General features: G+C 71.2%; 16 protein-coding genes. 6 read left to right on the top strand and 10 right to left on the bottom strand.

The annotated features are described in order from the left end of the window. Positions 1–61 precede the first annotated feature (61 nt). The 4 genes from ACFWJW_RS16755 to ACFWJW_RS16770 all read right to left on the bottom strand — a co-directional run bounded on the left by ACFWJW_RS16755 (position 62) and on the right by ACFWJW_RS16770 (position 3,843). Positions 62–886 (bottom strand): TIGR02452 family protein, encoded by an 825-nt coding sequence (locus tag ACFWJW_RS16755; RefSeq protein WP_387240981.1) that lies wholly within the window; start codon positions 884–886, stop codon positions 62–64. 95 nt (positions 887–981) lie between these two features. Beyond that, positions 982–2,037 carry an NAD-dependent epimerase/dehydratase family protein gene (locus ACFWJW_RS16760; RefSeq protein ID WP_387240984.1) on the bottom strand — a complete coding sequence of 352 codons (1,056 nt, stop codon included), beginning with the start codon at positions 2,035–2,037 and terminating at the stop codon, positions 982–984. 89 nt (positions 2,038–2,126) lie between these two features. Further along, a complete protein-coding gene (locus ACFWJW_RS16765) occupies positions 2,127–2,864 on the bottom strand; it encodes a lysophospholipid acyltransferase family protein (RefSeq protein WP_387240987.1) in 738 nt (245 codons plus the stop codon). 223 nt (positions 2,865–3,087) lie between these two features. After that, entirely contained in the window at positions 3,088–3,843 is a 756-nt protein-coding gene (locus ACFWJW_RS16770; protein ID WP_387240990.1) for a type 1 glutamine amidotransferase domain-containing protein, read from the bottom strand. 154 nt (positions 3,844–3,997) lie between these two features. Between ACFWJW_RS16770 and ACFWJW_RS16775 the strand changes: the two genes are divergently transcribed. Both ACFWJW_RS16775 and ACFWJW_RS16780 read left to right on the top strand, forming a co-directional pair. After that, positions 3,998–4,681, top strand: coding sequence for a hypothetical protein (locus ACFWJW_RS16775; protein WP_387240993.1), 684 nt, complete (start codon positions 3,998–4,000; stop codon positions 4,679–4,681). A gap of 206 nt (positions 4,682–4,887) precedes the next feature. Continuing rightward, positions 4,888–5,313 (top strand): SSI family serine proteinase inhibitor, encoded by a 426-nt coding sequence (locus ACFWJW_RS16780; protein WP_387240996.1) that lies wholly within the window; start codon positions 4,888–4,890, stop codon positions 5,311–5,313. A gap of 22 nt (positions 5,314–5,335) precedes the next feature. Here ACFWJW_RS16780 and ACFWJW_RS16785 read toward each other — a convergent pair whose 3' ends face one another. The 5 genes from ACFWJW_RS16785 to ACFWJW_RS16805 form a co-directional block, all read right to left on the bottom strand. After that, positions 5,336–5,494: a hypothetical protein gene (locus ACFWJW_RS16785; protein ID WP_327223108.1), complete on the bottom strand. Its 159-nt coding sequence runs from the start codon at positions 5,492–5,494 to the stop codon at positions 5,336–5,338. Between the two features lie 109 nt (positions 5,495–5,603). Continuing rightward, positions 5,604–6,563 (bottom strand): cytochrome c oxidase assembly protein, encoded by a 960-nt coding sequence (locus tag ACFWJW_RS16790; protein ID WP_387241001.1) that lies wholly within the window; start codon positions 6,561–6,563, stop codon positions 5,604–5,606. Positions 6,564–6,668: 105 nt separating this feature from the next. Further along, on the bottom strand, positions 6,669–7,694 hold the full coding sequence (locus tag ACFWJW_RS16795) for a 6-phosphofructokinase (protein ID WP_387241004.1): 1,026 nt from the start codon (positions 7,692–7,694) through the stop codon (positions 6,669–6,671). A gap of 143 nt (positions 7,695–7,837) precedes the next feature. Beyond that, a complete protein-coding gene (locus ACFWJW_RS16800) occupies positions 7,838–8,566 on the bottom strand; it encodes a type 1 glutamine amidotransferase (RefSeq protein WP_042158228.1) in 729 nt (242 codons plus the stop codon). Positions 8,567–8,594: 28 nt separating this feature from the next. Beyond that, a complete protein-coding gene (locus ACFWJW_RS16805) occupies positions 8,595–9,833 on the bottom strand; it encodes a MurT ligase domain-containing protein (protein WP_387241007.1) in 1,239 nt (412 codons plus the stop codon). Positions 9,834–10,017: 184 nt separating this feature from the next. Here ACFWJW_RS16805 and def point away from each other — a divergent pair, with 184 nt between their 5' ends. Continuing rightward, positions 10,018–10,578: a peptide deformylase gene (gene def / locus ACFWJW_RS16810; RefSeq protein WP_387241010.1), complete on the top strand. Its 561-nt coding sequence runs from the start codon at positions 10,018–10,020 to the stop codon at positions 10,576–10,578. 36 nt (positions 10,579–10,614) lie between these two features. On the opposite strand, the gene ACFWJW_RS16815 is transcribed toward def, so the two are convergent. Next, positions 10,615–11,262 carry a TetR family transcriptional regulator gene (locus ACFWJW_RS16815; protein ID WP_387241013.1) on the bottom strand — a complete coding sequence of 216 codons (648 nt, stop codon included), beginning with the start codon at positions 11,260–11,262 and terminating at the stop codon, positions 10,615–10,617. 161 nt (positions 11,263–11,423) lie between these two features. Between ACFWJW_RS16815 and ACFWJW_RS16820 the strand changes: the two genes are divergently transcribed. From ACFWJW_RS16820 to ACFWJW_RS16830, 3 genes are all read left to right on the top strand, one after another. Continuing rightward, complete coding sequence (locus ACFWJW_RS16820; RefSeq protein WP_387241016.1) at positions 11,424–12,653, top strand: acyl-CoA dehydrogenase family protein; 1,230 nt, start codon at positions 11,424–11,426, stop codon at positions 12,651–12,653. Positions 12,654–12,902: 249 nt separating this feature from the next. Continuing rightward, positions 12,903–14,684, top strand: coding sequence for a glyoxylate carboligase (gene gcl / locus ACFWJW_RS16825; RefSeq protein WP_387241019.1), 1,782 nt, complete (start codon positions 12,903–12,905; stop codon positions 14,682–14,684). A 143-nt stretch (positions 14,685–14,827) separates the two neighbouring features. Further along, positions 14,828–14,921 (top strand): NAD(P)-binding domain-containing protein (locus ACFWJW_RS16830; RefSeq protein ID WP_360051732.1); only part of this gene is annotated, 94 nt, incomplete at its 3' end.

The following is a 14,921-nucleotide window of genomic DNA, read 5'->3' on the forward strand; positions in this document are numbered from 1 at the left end:
CGGCCGGGAACCCTCCCGGCCGCCCCTGTCGTTGTGGGGGCTCGCCTCCCGGCTCCGGCGCTCAGGCCGGAAAGACCTCGGCGAAGGCGGCCCTGGTGGGGGAGTCCTCCCGGCGGTCCAGCACGGCGAACACGACCCGGTCGAACCAGCCGGAGAACCGGCCGCCGGGCAGCAGCGCCGCCGCGAACGCCCGTGCCACATCGGCCGGTTCATTGCGGAACACCCCGCAGCCCCAGGCCCCGAGCACCAGCTGACGGTGCCCGCCGGCCGCCGCGACCTCCAGCACCCGCTCCGCCCGTACCGCCAGCGCCGCGGGCACCCGCCCCATGTCGGCCGGGCCGCGCCGGGCGATCACCCCGGCGTTCGGCGCGGCGGCCGTCAGGAAGCCCGCCTCGTACGGCACATCGAGCAGCCTGCCGCGGTCGTCGCGGAACACCGGGACGCCGGGGGAGAGGATCACCCGGTCGCTGTAGAAGGGGCTGGGATCGGCCCGGTGGGCCGCGTAGAACTCCGGGGCCTCGCGCACACAGGCGTAGAGCGCCGACCCACGGCACAGCGCCTCCTCCTGGGCCTGCGCGCCGTTGAGATAGCCGCCGCCGGGATTGCGCGCCGAGGCGAAATTCAGCACCGCGAGCGGGCCCGCGCCCGACCCGGCCAGCCGCCGCCCCGCCGTGAGACTGCCTTCCCCCGTCACCTCGAAGACCGTGTCCACGCCCGGCGGCCGCCCCGCCACGGCGACCGGCTCCGGACCGTACAGCCGGGTGCCGGCCCGGGCCCGTCCGACCGCCGCCGCGATCTCCACCAGCCGTCCGCCCGGGGCGCGGTACGCACCCGCCGCGACGATCCGTTCCGTCTCCTGAGCCATGCCACGCAGTCGGGCGCTCATCGTCGGCACCCCCGTATCCGTTGCTTCACAGCGATCAAGGTACGGGCCCGCCACGCCGCCCGCGAACGGATATCGCCGGCCGCCCGGCGCGCTCCTCAGCCGTTCCCGCCCCGCCCCGCCAGCCACCGGTCCTCGGCCGCATAGCCGAACAGCTTCTCGTCCGGATAGAAGCCGGCCATCCGCGGGAACAGCTCCCACCAGTCCCGCCCCTTGACCCGGTTGGCCAGCCAGGCCACCGTCGCGGGAAGCGACTCCTCGTACGTCGTCACCGCGCGATAGCCCAACGCGCGCTCCGCCGCTGTCATGTCGTAGACGAGGGGATGCGGGACCGACCACGGGGTGTCGCCCACGTCGGACGACGGCGGGGGACCGTCCACCCGCACGAGCTCGCTCTCCGGCGCGCCCATCGCCGCGTCCACCGCCGCCGAGATCTCGGCCACCGTCGGCGCCTGCGGATCGGCCGCGTTGAGCACCCGCGAGCCCGGACGGCGGGCCGCCAGCCGCACCAGCTCCGCGAGATTGTCGACATGCACCGGATGGAAACGGCTGGTGCCGCCGTACGCGAGCACCCGGACCCGGCGCCCGTCCAGCACCCGCTTGACGAAGTACAGCTCCCGGGGCAGCGGACTGTACGGGCCGTGCACCGCGACGGCCCGCAGCAGCGTCACCGGCAACCGGTCACCCTGTGCCAGCAGCGTCCGTTCCAGGGCGGCCTTGCGGGTGCCGTAGTCCTTGTCGCCGGGCGGCACGGTCGGCTGGGACTCCTGGACGGGCAGCGGATAGACCGGGGAGCCGTCCGGTTCGTCCATCGTCGCGAAGCTGCGCCCGCGGTCGTCCTCGTACACCGCGCAACTGGAGATCACCACGGCCGAACCGATCCGGTCCGCCAGGGCTGTCAACTGGTCCGCATGCGAGGCGTCGTACGCCACACAGTCCAGCAGCACGTCACAGCCCGCGCCGATCAGTCCGGCGAGGGCCGCGTCGTCCTCCCGGTCCATCGCCACCGTGCGGACCTCCCCGGGCCAGGAGGCATCGCGCTCGCCGCGCCGGGACGCGGCCCGCACCTCCCAGCCGTCCCGCGCCAGGGCCCGCACCGCCGCCCGCCCGATCTGTCCACTCGCCCCGATCACTACCGCGCTGCCTGAGGTCATGCCGGGACCCTACGGTCCGTCAGGCCGTGGCCGCCGCACGGTTCGCCCACGGCGCAAGGCAGCCCCGAGGGCCCACCCACGCCCGCCGCTCAGCGCGCGGACCCCTTCCCGCCCCCGCCGTGCCCCCGCCGCCCCTGGGCCCGCGCGTGTGCCTGCGCCTCGGCCTTGGCCTCGCCCGCGTAGGTGTCGACGTACTCCTGCCCGGACAGGGTGAGGATCGCGTACATGATCTCGTCGGTGACGGCGCGCAGCGCGGTGCGTTCATCCGCCAGCCCGGCATAGCGCGCGAAGTCCAATGGCGCGCCGAAGCGGATGGTGATCCGCATGGCGCGCGGCAGCCGCCGGCCCGTCGGCTGCGCCTCGAACGTGCCGATCATCGCGCACGGCACCACCGGCACCCCCGCGGTGACGGCCATCGAGGCGACGCCGGTACGCCCCTTGTAGAGCCGCCCGTCGTGCGAGCGGGTGCCCTCCGGGTAGATGCCGAGCAACCGGCCCTTGCGCAGCACGGCGAGCCCCGAGGAGAGCGCCGCCTGCGAGGCGCGGCCGCCGGACCGGTCGACCGGGATCTGCCCGACCCCCCGGAAGAACGCCGCGGTCAGCCGCCCTTTCAGACCGGGCCCGGTGAAGTACTCCGCCTTGGCCAGGAACGTCACCCGGCGCGGCACGATCGCCGGCATCACGAAGTGATCGGCGAACGACAGATGATTGCTCGCGATGATGGCCGCGCCCTCTTCCGGCACATGCTCCAGCCCCTCGATCCGCGGCCGGAACACCAGCCGCAGCAGGGGCCCGAGAAGGAGGTACTTCAGCACCTGATAGAGCACAGCGCAGCTCCCTGATCCGTCGTCCCGCCCGGGCGGCTACTCGTCCCAGGTGACGAGCGGGCCCGGAGACGGCCAGTGAGTTTATGGGCAAGTGCCGCGGCGGGTAACCACCTTCGGCCGGATCGATACTGACTCCTCCCCGGCAGCCGAGGAGATCCGGACGGCGGGAGCCCGGCTGATCCGGTGGGTGAGGAGGGAGGACGCCCGGGGCGCTCCTGCCTTCTCAGTGCGGTGCGGATTCCAGAAGCGCACGGAACCGTCGGGCGAAGAGGTACGCATCGCCGGGCCAGCGCGCGGACAGATAGCTGCCGTCCTGCACGACGAACGCCCGGGTGTCATCGGTCGCGGTGCCCCGCGCGGCAAGGACCCTCGGCCCGCGCGCGAACTGCGTGCCCGGGTCAGCCAACGCGGCCCGGACCTCGTCCTCCACATACGCCGGATACGTACGGTAGTAGCGCCCGAGCCGCCATGCGGTCGCCAGATATGCCGACCGCTCCATGTACTTCGGCAGACATGTCGTACGCCGGTCCGCCAGCACACTCCGGCCATCGGACGCCGCACGGGTCCGCGCCAGGACCAGCACACCGTGACAGATCGCTCCCACCGGCCGCCGCAGCTCCCAGAAACGGCCGATCTGCCGCCGTAGCACCTCCGAGCCCAGGTACTGCCGCATCCCCGGTGCGTGCCCGCCCGGCAGAATCAGCCCGTCGTACTCCTCCGGGGCCAGCTCCGCCCAGCCGACGGTCGTGCTGAACTCCTCGCTGCGGGTGAGCTCTTCGTAGAAACGCTTGGGCTCTTCCGCAGCGCCGAGCTGTCCGAAGAGGACGCCGCGGAGGAGCCGCGGGTCGGCTGCCGGCCGGGTCCCGGCGTGTTCGGTGGCGAAGACGACCCGGTGGCCGGCGTCGGTGAGCAGCCGCCAGGGCACCGCCACCTCGGTGACATCGACATCGCGGTCGGGGACCGGCATCAGTACGCGCACCCGGACAGCATCGCACCCGCTTGTTACCTTTCGGTATCCCCTTTGGCATCCGCGGACAACTTTCGACTCGCCCTGAACCGCGGCGAGTTGGCGCGCCGTACTGTCCGGCAACCGAGCCCGCCCCCACGGTCCGGGCCGAGGACAGGAGTCAGAGATGTCCCGCAAGAAGAAAGCCGGCCGGCGCCAGAAGATCATCATCGGTGTCAGTGCCGCGGCACTCGTCGGCGGTATCGCCATCGTCACCACGGGCACCAGCCAGGCATCGGCGGCCTGCGACGGACTGGCCACCGCGCTGAGCAACAATCAGAAGTTCATCGCCGACCAGAAGGCCAAGCCGGACGCCCAGTCAGCGGCGCGGATCGCCAACCGGGAGGCCGTGATCAAACAGATCCAGTTGCAGCAGCGGGAAGCGGGCTGTTCCGGGGACGGGGGTGCGGCCGCGGGCGCCCCGCCGGCGGCGGACCAGCCACCCGCCGACGGCGCGGGGGCCGCGTCACAGGAGCCGTCCGGATCGGCGCAGCCACCCGCCTCGGACGATCCGCCCGCCTCCGATGACGCGTCCGCCTCCGCCGCCCCGCCGGGCGGCGAGGGCGATGTGGTGTGCCCCGGCTCGACGGTGACCCTCTCCGGCGAGGGCGGCGCACCGGCGGCGTCCAGCGGCGAGTTCCCCACCGGGACCAAACTGAAGGTGACCAACCTGGACAACAACAAGTCGACGACCGTCTCCGTCACTTCGACGTCCGGCAGCTGTGTGCTGCTCAACAACGCGGCCTTCGAGCAGGTACGTGAGGACGGCAAGTTCCTGATCCGGCGCGCCCGCATCGAGCGCGTGGGGTAACCCCGGTCCGGTGGCCGGCAGCGGAGCCGCCTCCTCCGTTGCCGGCCACCCTGTCTCCTGGACCGCATCCGCAGGCCGTACGGGCGACCTCACGGCGTGGCCGCTTGCCCGCCGGGGCGCGGCGAGGTGCCCTGGGGCCGCCGGGCGCCGCGTGTCCTGTCGGGCTCCCGCATGTGACCCCACCCGAGCGTTCCCAGGAGACCGCGATGCCCGTGAGCCGTCGACGCCGATCCGCCCGTGCCACCCTGCCCGCCACCGCGTTGGCCACCCTGTCCCTCGCCCTGCTCTGCGCCGGTCCGGCCGGCGCCGATGAGCCGCCGGCGCCCGGCGGAGACCAGGGCCTGGTGCTCACCATGTCCGGAGCGGGCAACACCTGGACCCGGGGGGTGCGCCTGAGCTGCCCGGACATCCACCGCCGACATCCGCACGCGGGCGCCGCCTGCGACGCGCTGACCTGGGCCCGCGGGGACCTGGACGCCCTGCCCGGCGAACCGCACACCTGCACCAGGGAGTACGACCCGGTGACCGCCACCGCGACCGGCACCTGGCGCGGTGTCCCCGTCAACTGGCGCAAGGAGTTCCCCAACGCCTGCACGATGGACTCCGCCACCGGGGCCGTCTTCCGCTTCTGATCGGCGCCCCGCGCCGGCGGGCTCAGACCGGCCGGGCGGCCACCACCCCGATCGTCACCAGCGCCACCACCACCCAGGAGAACCAGACCCACCCATTGGCGCCCAGCGCCACGGTGTAAGCGGTCGCCGCCACCAGTCCGCCCACCGTGCACACGGCCATCGTTTTCGCAGATCCGGGCATACCCGCACCCTCCTCACGGCGGCCGGGCGCCGAGGGAAACGACGCGGGCCGCGGCCATGGGACCATCGTCCCCGGCCGCGGCCCGTACCGCCAGAGCGGCGGTGCGCCGTCACCGCCCCCGGGCGTTGAGCGAGGCGAGATAGGCGTTGTAGTCGGCCAGATCCTTGTCACCGTTGCGGTCGGCGGCCCGGTCCGCGCGCTGCGACTGACGCTCCTCGGACTTGTACCACTGGAAGACCAGCGCGATCAGTACCACCACGGACGGGATCTCACTGAAGGCCCAGGCGATCCCGCCGGCGGCCGACTGGTCGGAGAGCGCGTCGATCCCGAGCGAGGCGGGCGGGTTCAGGAAGGTGTCGACCATCGGCTCCGTGGCCATCATCAGCGCGATACCGAAGAACGCATGGAACGGCATGCCCGCGAACAGCTCCAGCATCCGCATCACATAGCCGGGCCGGTGCGGGCCCGGGTCGACGCCCATGATCGGCCAGAAGAACACCAGGCCCACCGCGAGGAAGTGCACCATCATCCCGATGTGCCCGGCCCGGGACTCCATCAGGAAGTCGAAGAGCGGCGAGAAGTAGAGCCCGTAGAGGCTCGCGATGAACAGCGGGATGGTGAACGCCGGGTGCGTGATGATCCGCATGTAGCGGCTGTGCAGCAGCGCCACCAGCAGTTCGCGCGGCCCCTTGCGGCCCCGTCCGGCGGTGGGCAGGGCGCGCAGCGCCAGCGTCACCGGCGCCCCGAGCAGCAGCAGGATCGGCGAGAGCATGCTGATGACCATGTGCTGGACCATGTGCACGCTGAACATCGCCATGCCGTAGTCATTGAGCCCGGTGCACATCACCAGGGCCACCGACACCACACCCACGGCCCAGGCGACGGTCCGGCCCACCGGCCAGGCGTCCCCACGGCGCCGCAGCCGGATCACCGCCCAGCCGTACAGCCCGAGCCCCAGCAGACAGCCGACGAGAAAGACCGGATCACCACCGAACTCCAGGCCCCTCCCCAGCGTGAACGGCGGCAGATCCATGTTCATGCCGTCCATGCCGTGCCCGCTGTGATCCATCCGCTCGCTCCTGATTCGTACCAATGCTCCGGCGACAAGAGTAGAACCGCCCCCGGCCATGGCGGTGGCCGGGGGCGGTTCGTGGAGCGCTGAACTACCGCTGGGTCACAGCACGCACTCGGCCTCGTCGTAGCGCTCCACGGGCACCGTCTTGAGCGTCTCCACGGCCTCGGCCAGCGGGACCAGCGTGATGTCGGTGCCGCGCAGCGCGGTCATCATCCCGAAGTCCCCGCGGTGCGCGGCCTCGACGGCGTGCCAGCCGAAGCGGGTGGCGAGCACCCGGTCGTACGCGGTCGGGGTGCCGCCGCGCTGGACGTGCCCGAGGATGACCGGACGCGCCTCCTTGCCGAGCCGGTCCTCCAGCTCCACGGACAGCTGCCGGGCGACCCCGGCGAACCGCTCGTGCCCGTACATGTCCTTGCCGCCGACATCGAAGGACATGGAGCCCTCGCGCGGCTTGGCGCCCTCGGCGACGACCACGATCGCGAACTTCTTGCCGGCCTCGAACCGCTCGGAGACCCGCGCGGTCAGCTCCTCGATGTCGAAGGGCCGCTCCGGCACCACGATCGCGTGCGCACCGGCCGCCATGCCCGAGTGGAGCGCGATCCAGCCGGTGTGCCGTCCCATCACCTCGACGATCATCACCCGCTGATGCGACTCGGCGGTGGTCTTGAGCCGGTCCAGCGCCTCGGTGGCGACGCCCACCGCGGTGTCGAAGCCGAACGTCACATCCGTGACCGCGATGTCGTTGTCGATGGTCTTCGGTACGCCCACGATCGGCAGCCCGGCGTCCGACAGCAGCCGCGCCGCCTTCAGCGTGCCCTCGCCGCCGATCGGGATGATCGCGTCCAGGCCCAGCTCGGCGACATGGCCGCGGGCCCGCTCCACACCGTCCCGCAGATGCGCGGGCTGCACCCGGGACGACCCGAGGATGGTGCCGCCGCGCGCCAGGATGCCGCCGACGGCATCGAGGTCGAGCTTGCGGTAATCGCACTCCAGCAGGCCCTTCCAGCCATCGCGGAAGCCGATCACCTCATCGCCGTGATCAGCGGTGGCGCGGTGGACGACGGACCGGATGACGGCGTTCAGTCCGGGGCAGTCGCCGCCGGAGGTGAGGACACCAATACGCATTGCTCGAAAAACCTCTGCAACTCAACCGGGGGCCCGGACCCCGTCGTCCGGTTGGATTCCGCACACCCTACAAGCGCGGAGCCGCCGGGAACACGTACGCCCGCAGTGCAAGACTGCGGGCGTACGAATGGGCGCGGTGGCGCTCAGGCGGGCTGGGTCGCCGCGGCGATCCGCTCCTGGCGCAGCGCCTCGTACCACTGGTCGTCCACCGGAGGCAGGGCGTTGACATCCAGCGCCAGCTTGATCAGCAGGTCGGCGATGTGCGGATTGCGCGCCATCACCGGGCCGTGCATGTACGTACCGAAGACGGTGTCGTTCCACGCGCCCTCGTAGCCGTCACCGACACCGTTGCCCTTGCCGAAGCGCACCTTGGCGAACGGCCGGGCGGTCTTGCCCAGATGCGTCACGCCCTGGTGGTTCTCGAAGCCGGTCAGCGGCGGCAGCCCCAACTGCGGGTCGATATCGGCGAGTACGTCACCGACGCAGCGTTCGGCCTCGCCGCGGGTGCTCACCACGTCCAGCAGCCCCAGGCCCTGCTGCCGCTCGCCGAGGTCATTGATGAACTCGTGGCCCAGGATCTGGTAGCCGGCGCACACCGAGAACACGATCGCGCCGTTGGAGACCGCACGGCTCAGCCCGCCGTCGCGGATCAGCCGCTCGGAGGCCAGCCGCTGCGGCCGGTCCTCGCCGCCACCGATCAGGTAGATGTCGCCGGAGGTGGGGATCTGCTGGTCGGACCGTACGTCCAGCCGCTGGACGTCCAGTCCGCGCTGGCGCGCCCGCCGCTCCACCACCAGGGCGTTCCCCTGGTCGCCGTACGTGCTCAGCAGGTCCGGGTAGATCCACACCAGACGCAGGCTGTTGTCACTCATGCTCGCTCGTCCTTGTCCGCGCATCACGTCAGTTGCCCACCCGCCGGCGCAGGTCCTGGAAGGCCGTGTAGTTGGCGATGACCTCGATCCGGCCGGGCGGTGCCAGCTGGACCGCCTCGTCGAGACTCTCGCAGACCTGGAAGTCGAGGCCCGCGACCTCCAGCCGCACCGCCAGGTCCAGCTTGCGGTCGCCGAGCACGAAGATCGGGTGCCCGGCCAGCCGGGTGTAGTCGACGTCCCACAGCCAGGAGGTGTCGGTGCCGTCCGCGCCGCGCGCGTTCACCGACATGATCACCGGGGTCGGCGGCGGGTCGATCAGCGAGAAGGTCTCCAGCCAGCCGGCCGGGTTCTTCGCCAGCAGCAGCCGCAGCTCCCGCTCCATGAACGTGACCACGTCATAGCGCCCGGCCACCGCCTGCACCGAGAACATCCGCTCCAGGGCCACCTGCGGCGGCACCCCGAAGGCGGCGGCGACCGCGGCGGACGTGGTCGCGTTCGCCTTGTTGGCGCGTCCCGGCAGCTGGAGCTTGATCGGCCAGGCGCTGCCGTGCGGGTCGAGCACATGATCGCCGGACAGCGCCCAGCTGGGCGTCGGACGGCGGAAGCCGCACTCGGCGCAGAACCAGTCCTCGCCCGGCCGCTGCATCACACCACCGCACGAGGGGCAGGACCAGGCGTCGTCCTTCCACTCCTGCCCGGCCGCGACCCAGACCACGTTCGAGGACGACGAGGCCGCCCACACGATCAGCGGGTCGTCCGCGTTGGCGATGATCAGCGCCTTGGAACCGGACAGCCCCTCCCGCCAGTGCTCGGCCAGCATCCGGGTCTCCGCGGCGCGGTCGAGCTGGTCGCGGGAGAGGTTGAGCAGCGCTATGGCCTTCGGCGTCGTATCGCGGGCGACACCGGCGAGGTACTTCTCGTCCACCTCGATGACGCCGTAGCGGGCGTCCGATCCACCGGCCAGCGCGGACGTGATACCGGCCGGCATGTTGGCGCCGAGCGCGTTGGAGACCACCGGGCCGCTGGCCCGCAGCGCCTCCGCGATCAGCCGCGTCGTGGTCGTCTTGCCGTTGGTCGCGGACACCAGGATGACGTCCAGGTGCCGGGCCAGCCGCGCCAGCAGGTCGGGGTCGAGCTTCAGCGCCACCCGGCCACCGATCACCGATCCGCTGCCGCGGCCCGCCGCGCGCGATACCGCCGCCGCGGCCTTGCCTGCCGTCACGGCCAGCTTGGCCCGCGGCGACAGCGGCTCCGTGTTGCCTGCCATCGTCTTTGATCCTCCTTGCATCCGGCGCCCGCCTGCCGTGGGGCTGCCGGTGGAACGCTCCTCCGCAGCCGATGACCGGCCGGGGCTTCGGTCGGGGATCAGCCTATCGAGATCCGGCCGCAGCCCCGAACCCCGCCACCCGTGCGGCGACATCCGCTGTGTGCAGGACCGTACGCTTGTCCCCATGCGTCCCCGCACCATTCCCGGCAGTTCCGGCCATGTCCGCCCGCTGCGATTGCTGGGTGATCCGGCCCTGACCGAGCCCTGTCAGGAGGTCACCGTCTTCGACGACGAGCTGGCCCGGCTGGTCGAGGACATGTACGCGACGATGTACGCCGCGCAGGGAGTGGGCCTCGCCGCCAACCAGATCGGCGTCCCGCTGCGGGTCTTCGTCTATGACTGCCCCGACGACGAGGACCGCCGTCACCTGGGGCATCTCGTCAACCCCCGGCTCATCGAGGCCGACGGCCCGGTCATCCGCGGACCCGAGGGCTGTCTCTCGCTCCCCGGCATCGAAGCCGGCACCCCGCGCCACGACCGTGCCGTGGTGACCGGCGTCGGCGTCACCGGTGAGCCCGCCACGGTGACCGGCACCGGCTTCTTCGCCCGCTGTCTCCAGCACGAGTGTGACCATCTCGACGGCGGTCTCTACGTCGACCACCTGACCGGGCTGCGCCGCCGGCGGGCGCTCCGGGCGGCGGCGAAGGCTCCGTGGGCCGCGCCGGCGGAGGCGCCCGGCCGCTGAGCGACCGGCGCCGCCCGTCGTTTCACCGGCCGGCGCTCAGAAGCCGGGGCCGTCCGTGCGGTCGTCGGCCGCGGCCAGCTGCCCCCAGAGCAGATCGGCCAGCTGCTTGACCAACTGCTCGCGCGAGCACGGGCGTTCGCGCAGCCACCAGTCACCGGCGTGCTGCATCATGCCGACGATGCCATGGCCCCAGACGCGCGCGGTCAGCTCGCCGCCCGGACCCAGGTCGAGCCGGTCGGTGATCACCTTGGCCAGCTCCTCGCCGAGCCGGCGCAGCAGGGGGGCGGAGTGCCGTCCGACGTCGAAGCCGGACTCGGACGCGCTGTCCTCGTCCGACGGGTGCATCAGGAAGCGGTACACCTGCGGCCGGGCCTCGATCGCCGACAGGTAGGCGTCGAGGGTGGCCTCGACCCGGTCCCGGCGCAGGACGGGGGCGTCCAGCGCGGTGGCCAGATTGGCGAGCAGGGCGTCGGTGTGCCGGACGGCGAGCGCGCGGTAGAGCCCGCCCTTGTCGCCGAAGTGCCGGTAGAGGATCGGTTTGGTGATGCCTGCCTCGGCGGCGATGGCGTTCATCGAGGCGTCCGGGCCGTCGCGCAGCACAATGCGCTCGGCGGCCTCCAGCAGCTCCCGCCGTCGGCGCTCGGTCGCCGTCTGCCGGCGGCCGCTGTGCTCGGTGCTTTCCATGGTCGTGCTCCCCACCCTTGTGAATCCGTGGCGCTGGCGCAACGTAACACCCGATCTCCACGGCGATTTCGTTCCCAGGGGAGTTGACAGCCTTTACTGGCGAGTAACACACTTCGGGTTACCGCTAGTAACACCGCACTGCCGCAGCAGCTGGAGGGGACATGGCCGAGTTCACCATGGAGCTCAATGACGAGCAGAAGGAAGTCCGTGACTGGATTCACGGCTTCGCCGCGGACGTCATGCGCCCCGCCGCCGCCGAGTGGGACGAGCGGGAGGAGACCCCCTGGCCCGTGATCCAGGAGGCCGCCAAGATCGGTCTGTACTCCCTCGACTTCTACGCCCAGCAGTTCTTCGACCCGACGGGCCTCGGTATCCCCATGGCCATGGAGGAGCTGTTCTGGGGCGACGCCGGTATCGGCCTGTCGATCGTGGGCACCGGCCTGGCCGCCGTCGGCGTGCTCGCGAACGGCACGGAGGAGCAGATCGGCACCTGGGTCCCGCAGATGTACGGCGATGTCCATGACGTCAAGGTCGCCGCCTTCTGCTCGTCGGAACCGGACGCCGGCTCGGACGTGGCCGCGATGCGCACCCGCGCGGTCTACGACGAGGCCAAGGACGAGTGGGTGCTCAACGGCACCAAGACCTGGGCCACCAACGGCGGGATCGCCAATGTCCATGTCGTCGTCGCGGTCGTCGACCCGGAGGCCGGCTCCAAGGGTCATGCCTCCTTCATCGTCCCCCCGAACACCCCCGGTCTCTCCCAGGGGCAGAAGTTCAAGAAGCACGGCATCCGCGCCTCGCACACCGCCGAGGTCGTCCTGGAGAACGTCCGGGTCCCCGGTCACTGCCTGCTCGGCGGCAAGGAGAAGCTCGACGAGCGCCTCGCCCGGGCCCGCGAGAACGCCGGGAAGGACGGGCAGGAGAGGGTGAAGAACGCCGCCATGGCCACCTTCGAGGCGTCCCGGCCCGCCGTCGGCGCGATGGCGGTCGGCACCGCGCGGGCGGCCTACGAGGAGGCGCTGGAGTACGCCCGGACCCGCTCCCAGTTCGGCCGCCCGATCATCGACAACCAGGGCGTGGCCTTCCAACTGGCCGATATGCGCACCCAGATCGACGCCGCCCGCCTCCTGGTCTGGCGCGCCTCCTGGATGGCGGTGACCGGCAAGCCGTTCACTTCTGCCGAGGGCTCCATGTCCAAGCTCTTCGCCAGCGAGGTCGCCAAGAAGGTCACCGCCCAGGCCGTACAGATCCTCGGCGGCAACGGCTTCACCCGCGAATACCCGGTCGAGCGGATGCACCGCGACGCCGCCATCTACACCATCTTCGAAGGCACCAGCGAGATCCAGCGCCTGGTGATCGCCCGGACGCTTTCGGGGATGCCGATCCGCTAGGTCAACTCGCCGGGAACCGCGCCGACTTCCCCTCAATCAAGGCCCCACCCAGTCACTGGGTGGGGCCTTCGGCGTTTCCGGCCCCGCTGTGACGTCACGCGAGCGCCCCGCCTCCCCTCCCCTTGACGACGGGAACGCCGCGCTCTACTTTCCTTCCATAAAGCAAAACATTAGTTCCACGATACGGAATCCGGTCTCTTCGCCGCTTCGCTGGAGCTTGCCCGTGACAGGTCGACGCAGGAGTACTCGATGCCTCGAATGACAGCCGCCCGCGCCGCGGTGGAGATCCTCAAGCGGGAGGGCGTGGCCCACGCCTTCGGAGTGCCGGGTGCCGCGATCAACCCCTTCTACGCGGCGCTCAAGGGCGCGGGCGGGATCGATCACACGCTGGCGCGCCACGTCGAGGGCGCCTCGCACATGGCCGAGGGCTACACCCGGACCCACCCGGGCAACATCGGCGTCTGCATCGGGACCTCGGGGCCGGCCGGCACGGACATGATCACCGGCCTCTATTCGGCGATCGGTGACTCGATCCCGATCCTGTGCATCACCGGCCAGGCCCCCACCGCGGTGATCCTGAAGGAGGACTTCCAGGCCGTCGACATCGCCTCGATCGCCAAGCCGGTCACCAAGGCCGCCACCACCGTGATGGAGGCCGCGCAGGTCCCCGGTGTCTTCCAGCAGGCATTCCATCTGATGCGCTCCGGACGCCCCGGCCCGGTCCTCATCGACCTGCCCATCGATGTCCAGCTGACCGAGATCGACTTCGACCCCGAGACGTACGAGCCGCTGCCCGCCTTCAAGCCGGCCGCGACCCGCGCCCAGATCGAGAAGGCCGTCACGCTCCTCAACGCGTCCCGGCGCCCGCTGATCGTCGCGGGTGGCGGCATCATCAACGCCGACGCGTCCGGGCTGCTGGTCGAGTTCGCCGAGCTGACCGGCGTCCCGGTCGTGCCCACCCTGATGGGCTGGGGCATCCTCGCCGACGACCACGAGCTGAACGCCGGCATGGTCGGCCTCCAGACCTCGCACCGCTACGGCAACGCGAACTTCCTGGAGTCCGACTTCGTCCTCGGCATCGGCAACCGCTGGGCCAACCGCCACACCGGCAAGCTGGACGTCTACACCCGGGGCCGCACCTTCGTCCATGTCGACATCGAGCCGACCCAGATCGGCAAGATCTTCGCCCCGGACTACGGCATCGCCTCGGACGCCAAGGCCGCGCTGGAGCTCTTCGTCGAGGTGGCCAGGGAGCTCAAGGCCGCGGGCAAGCTGCCGGACCGCGGCGCATGGGCGGCGTCCACCCAGGAGCGCAAGGCGCAGCTCCAGCGCCGTACGCACTTCGACAACATCCCGATGAAGCCGCAGCGCGTCTACGAGGAGATGAACCAGGCATTCGGCCCGGAGACCCGTTACGTCACCACCATCGGCCTCTCCCAGATCGCCGGCGCGCAGATGCTGCACGTCTACAAGCCGCGCCACTGGATCAACTGCGGCCAGGCCGGCCCGCTCGGCTGGACCATCCCGGCCGCGCTCGGCGTCGCCACCGCCGACCCGGAGACCCCGGTCGTCGCGCTCTCCGGCGACTACGACTTCCAGTTCATGCTCGAAGAGCTGGCCGTCGGCGCCCAGCACAAGATCCCGTACATCCATGTCCTGGTGAACAACGCCTACTTGGGCCTGATCCGTCAGGCGCAGCGCAACCTCGACATCAACTTCCAGGTCAACCTGGAGTTCGAGAACATCAACGCGCCGGAGCTGGGCGTCTACGGCGTGGACCACGTCAAGGTCGCCGAGGGCCTGGGCTGCAAGGCCATCCGGGTCACCGACCCGAGCCGGCTGGGCGCCGCCTTCGAGGAGGCCAAGAAGCTGGCCGCCGAGCACCGCGTCCCGGTCGTCGTCGAGGCCATCCTCGAACGGATCACCAATATCTCGATGAGCGGTTCCGACATCGCCAGTGTCAACGAGTGGGAAGACGTCGCGACCGAGCCCGGTCACGCACCCACCGCGATCAAGCCGCTCAAGGTCTGACGCCGGACCGGCACCGGACCCGGTACGGACGGCGGGCCGGGCCCGGTGCGAACCCCCGCGCCCGGCGTCACCGCCCCACCCGTAAAGCCCCGGACGGCACTCCGCCGCCGTCCTCCCCTTCCGTGATGTGAGAGAGGCACCGCATGAGCAATCTTCCCAAGGTCGCGTGGATCGGTCTGGGCATCATGGGCTCGCCCATGGCCGAGAACCTGATCAAGGCCGGATACCCGGTGACCG

Origin of the sequence: Streptomyces sp. NPDC127097, from assembly GCF_042724075.1 — a bacterium.
Lineage (GTDB): Bacteria > Actinomycetota > Actinomycetes > Streptomycetales > Streptomycetaceae > Streptomyces.

Coding starts and splice junctions, on each gene's coding strand:
- ACFWJW_RS16755 (WP_387240981.1), bottom strand. CDS start 886: ATGAGCGCCCGACTGCGTGGCATGGCTCAGGAGACGGAACGGATCGTC.
- ACFWJW_RS16760 (WP_387240984.1), bottom strand. CDS start 2,037: ATGACCTCAGGCAGCGCGGTAGTGATCGGGGCGAGTGGACAGATCGGG.
- ACFWJW_RS16775 (WP_387240993.1), top strand. CDS start 3,998: ATGTCCCGCAAGAAGAAAGCCGGCCGGCGCCAGAAGATCATCATCGGT.
- ACFWJW_RS16780 (WP_387240996.1), top strand. CDS start 4,888: ATGCCCGTGAGCCGTCGACGCCGATCCGCCCGTGCCACCCTGCCCGCC.
- ACFWJW_RS16785 (WP_327223108.1), bottom strand. CDS start 5,494: ATGCCCGGATCTGCGAAAACGATGGCCGTGTGCACGGTGGGCGGACTG.
- ACFWJW_RS16790 (WP_387241001.1), bottom strand. CDS start 6,563: ATGGATCACAGCGGGCACGGCATGGACGGCATGAACATGGATCTGCCG.
- ACFWJW_RS16795 (WP_387241004.1), bottom strand. CDS start 7,694: ATGCGTATTGGTGTCCTCACCTCCGGCGGCGACTGCCCCGGACTGAAC.
- ACFWJW_RS16800 (WP_042158228.1), bottom strand. CDS start 8,566: ATGAGTGACAACAGCCTGCGTCTGGTGTGGATCTACCCGGACCTGCTG.
- ACFWJW_RS16805 (WP_387241007.1), bottom strand. CDS start 9,833: ATGGCAGGCAACACGGAGCCGCTGTCGCCGCGGGCCAAGCTGGCCGTG.
- def (WP_387241010.1), top strand. CDS start 10,018: ATGCGTCCCCGCACCATTCCCGGCAGTTCCGGCCATGTCCGCCCGCTG.
- ACFWJW_RS16815 (WP_387241013.1), bottom strand. CDS start 11,262: ATGGAAAGCACCGAGCACAGCGGCCGCCGGCAGACGGCGACCGAGCGC.
- ACFWJW_RS16820 (WP_387241016.1), top strand. CDS start 11,424: ATGGCCGAGTTCACCATGGAGCTCAATGACGAGCAGAAGGAAGTCCGT.
- gcl (WP_387241019.1), top strand. CDS start 12,903: ATGCCTCGAATGACAGCCGCCCGCGCCGCGGTGGAGATCCTCAAGCGG.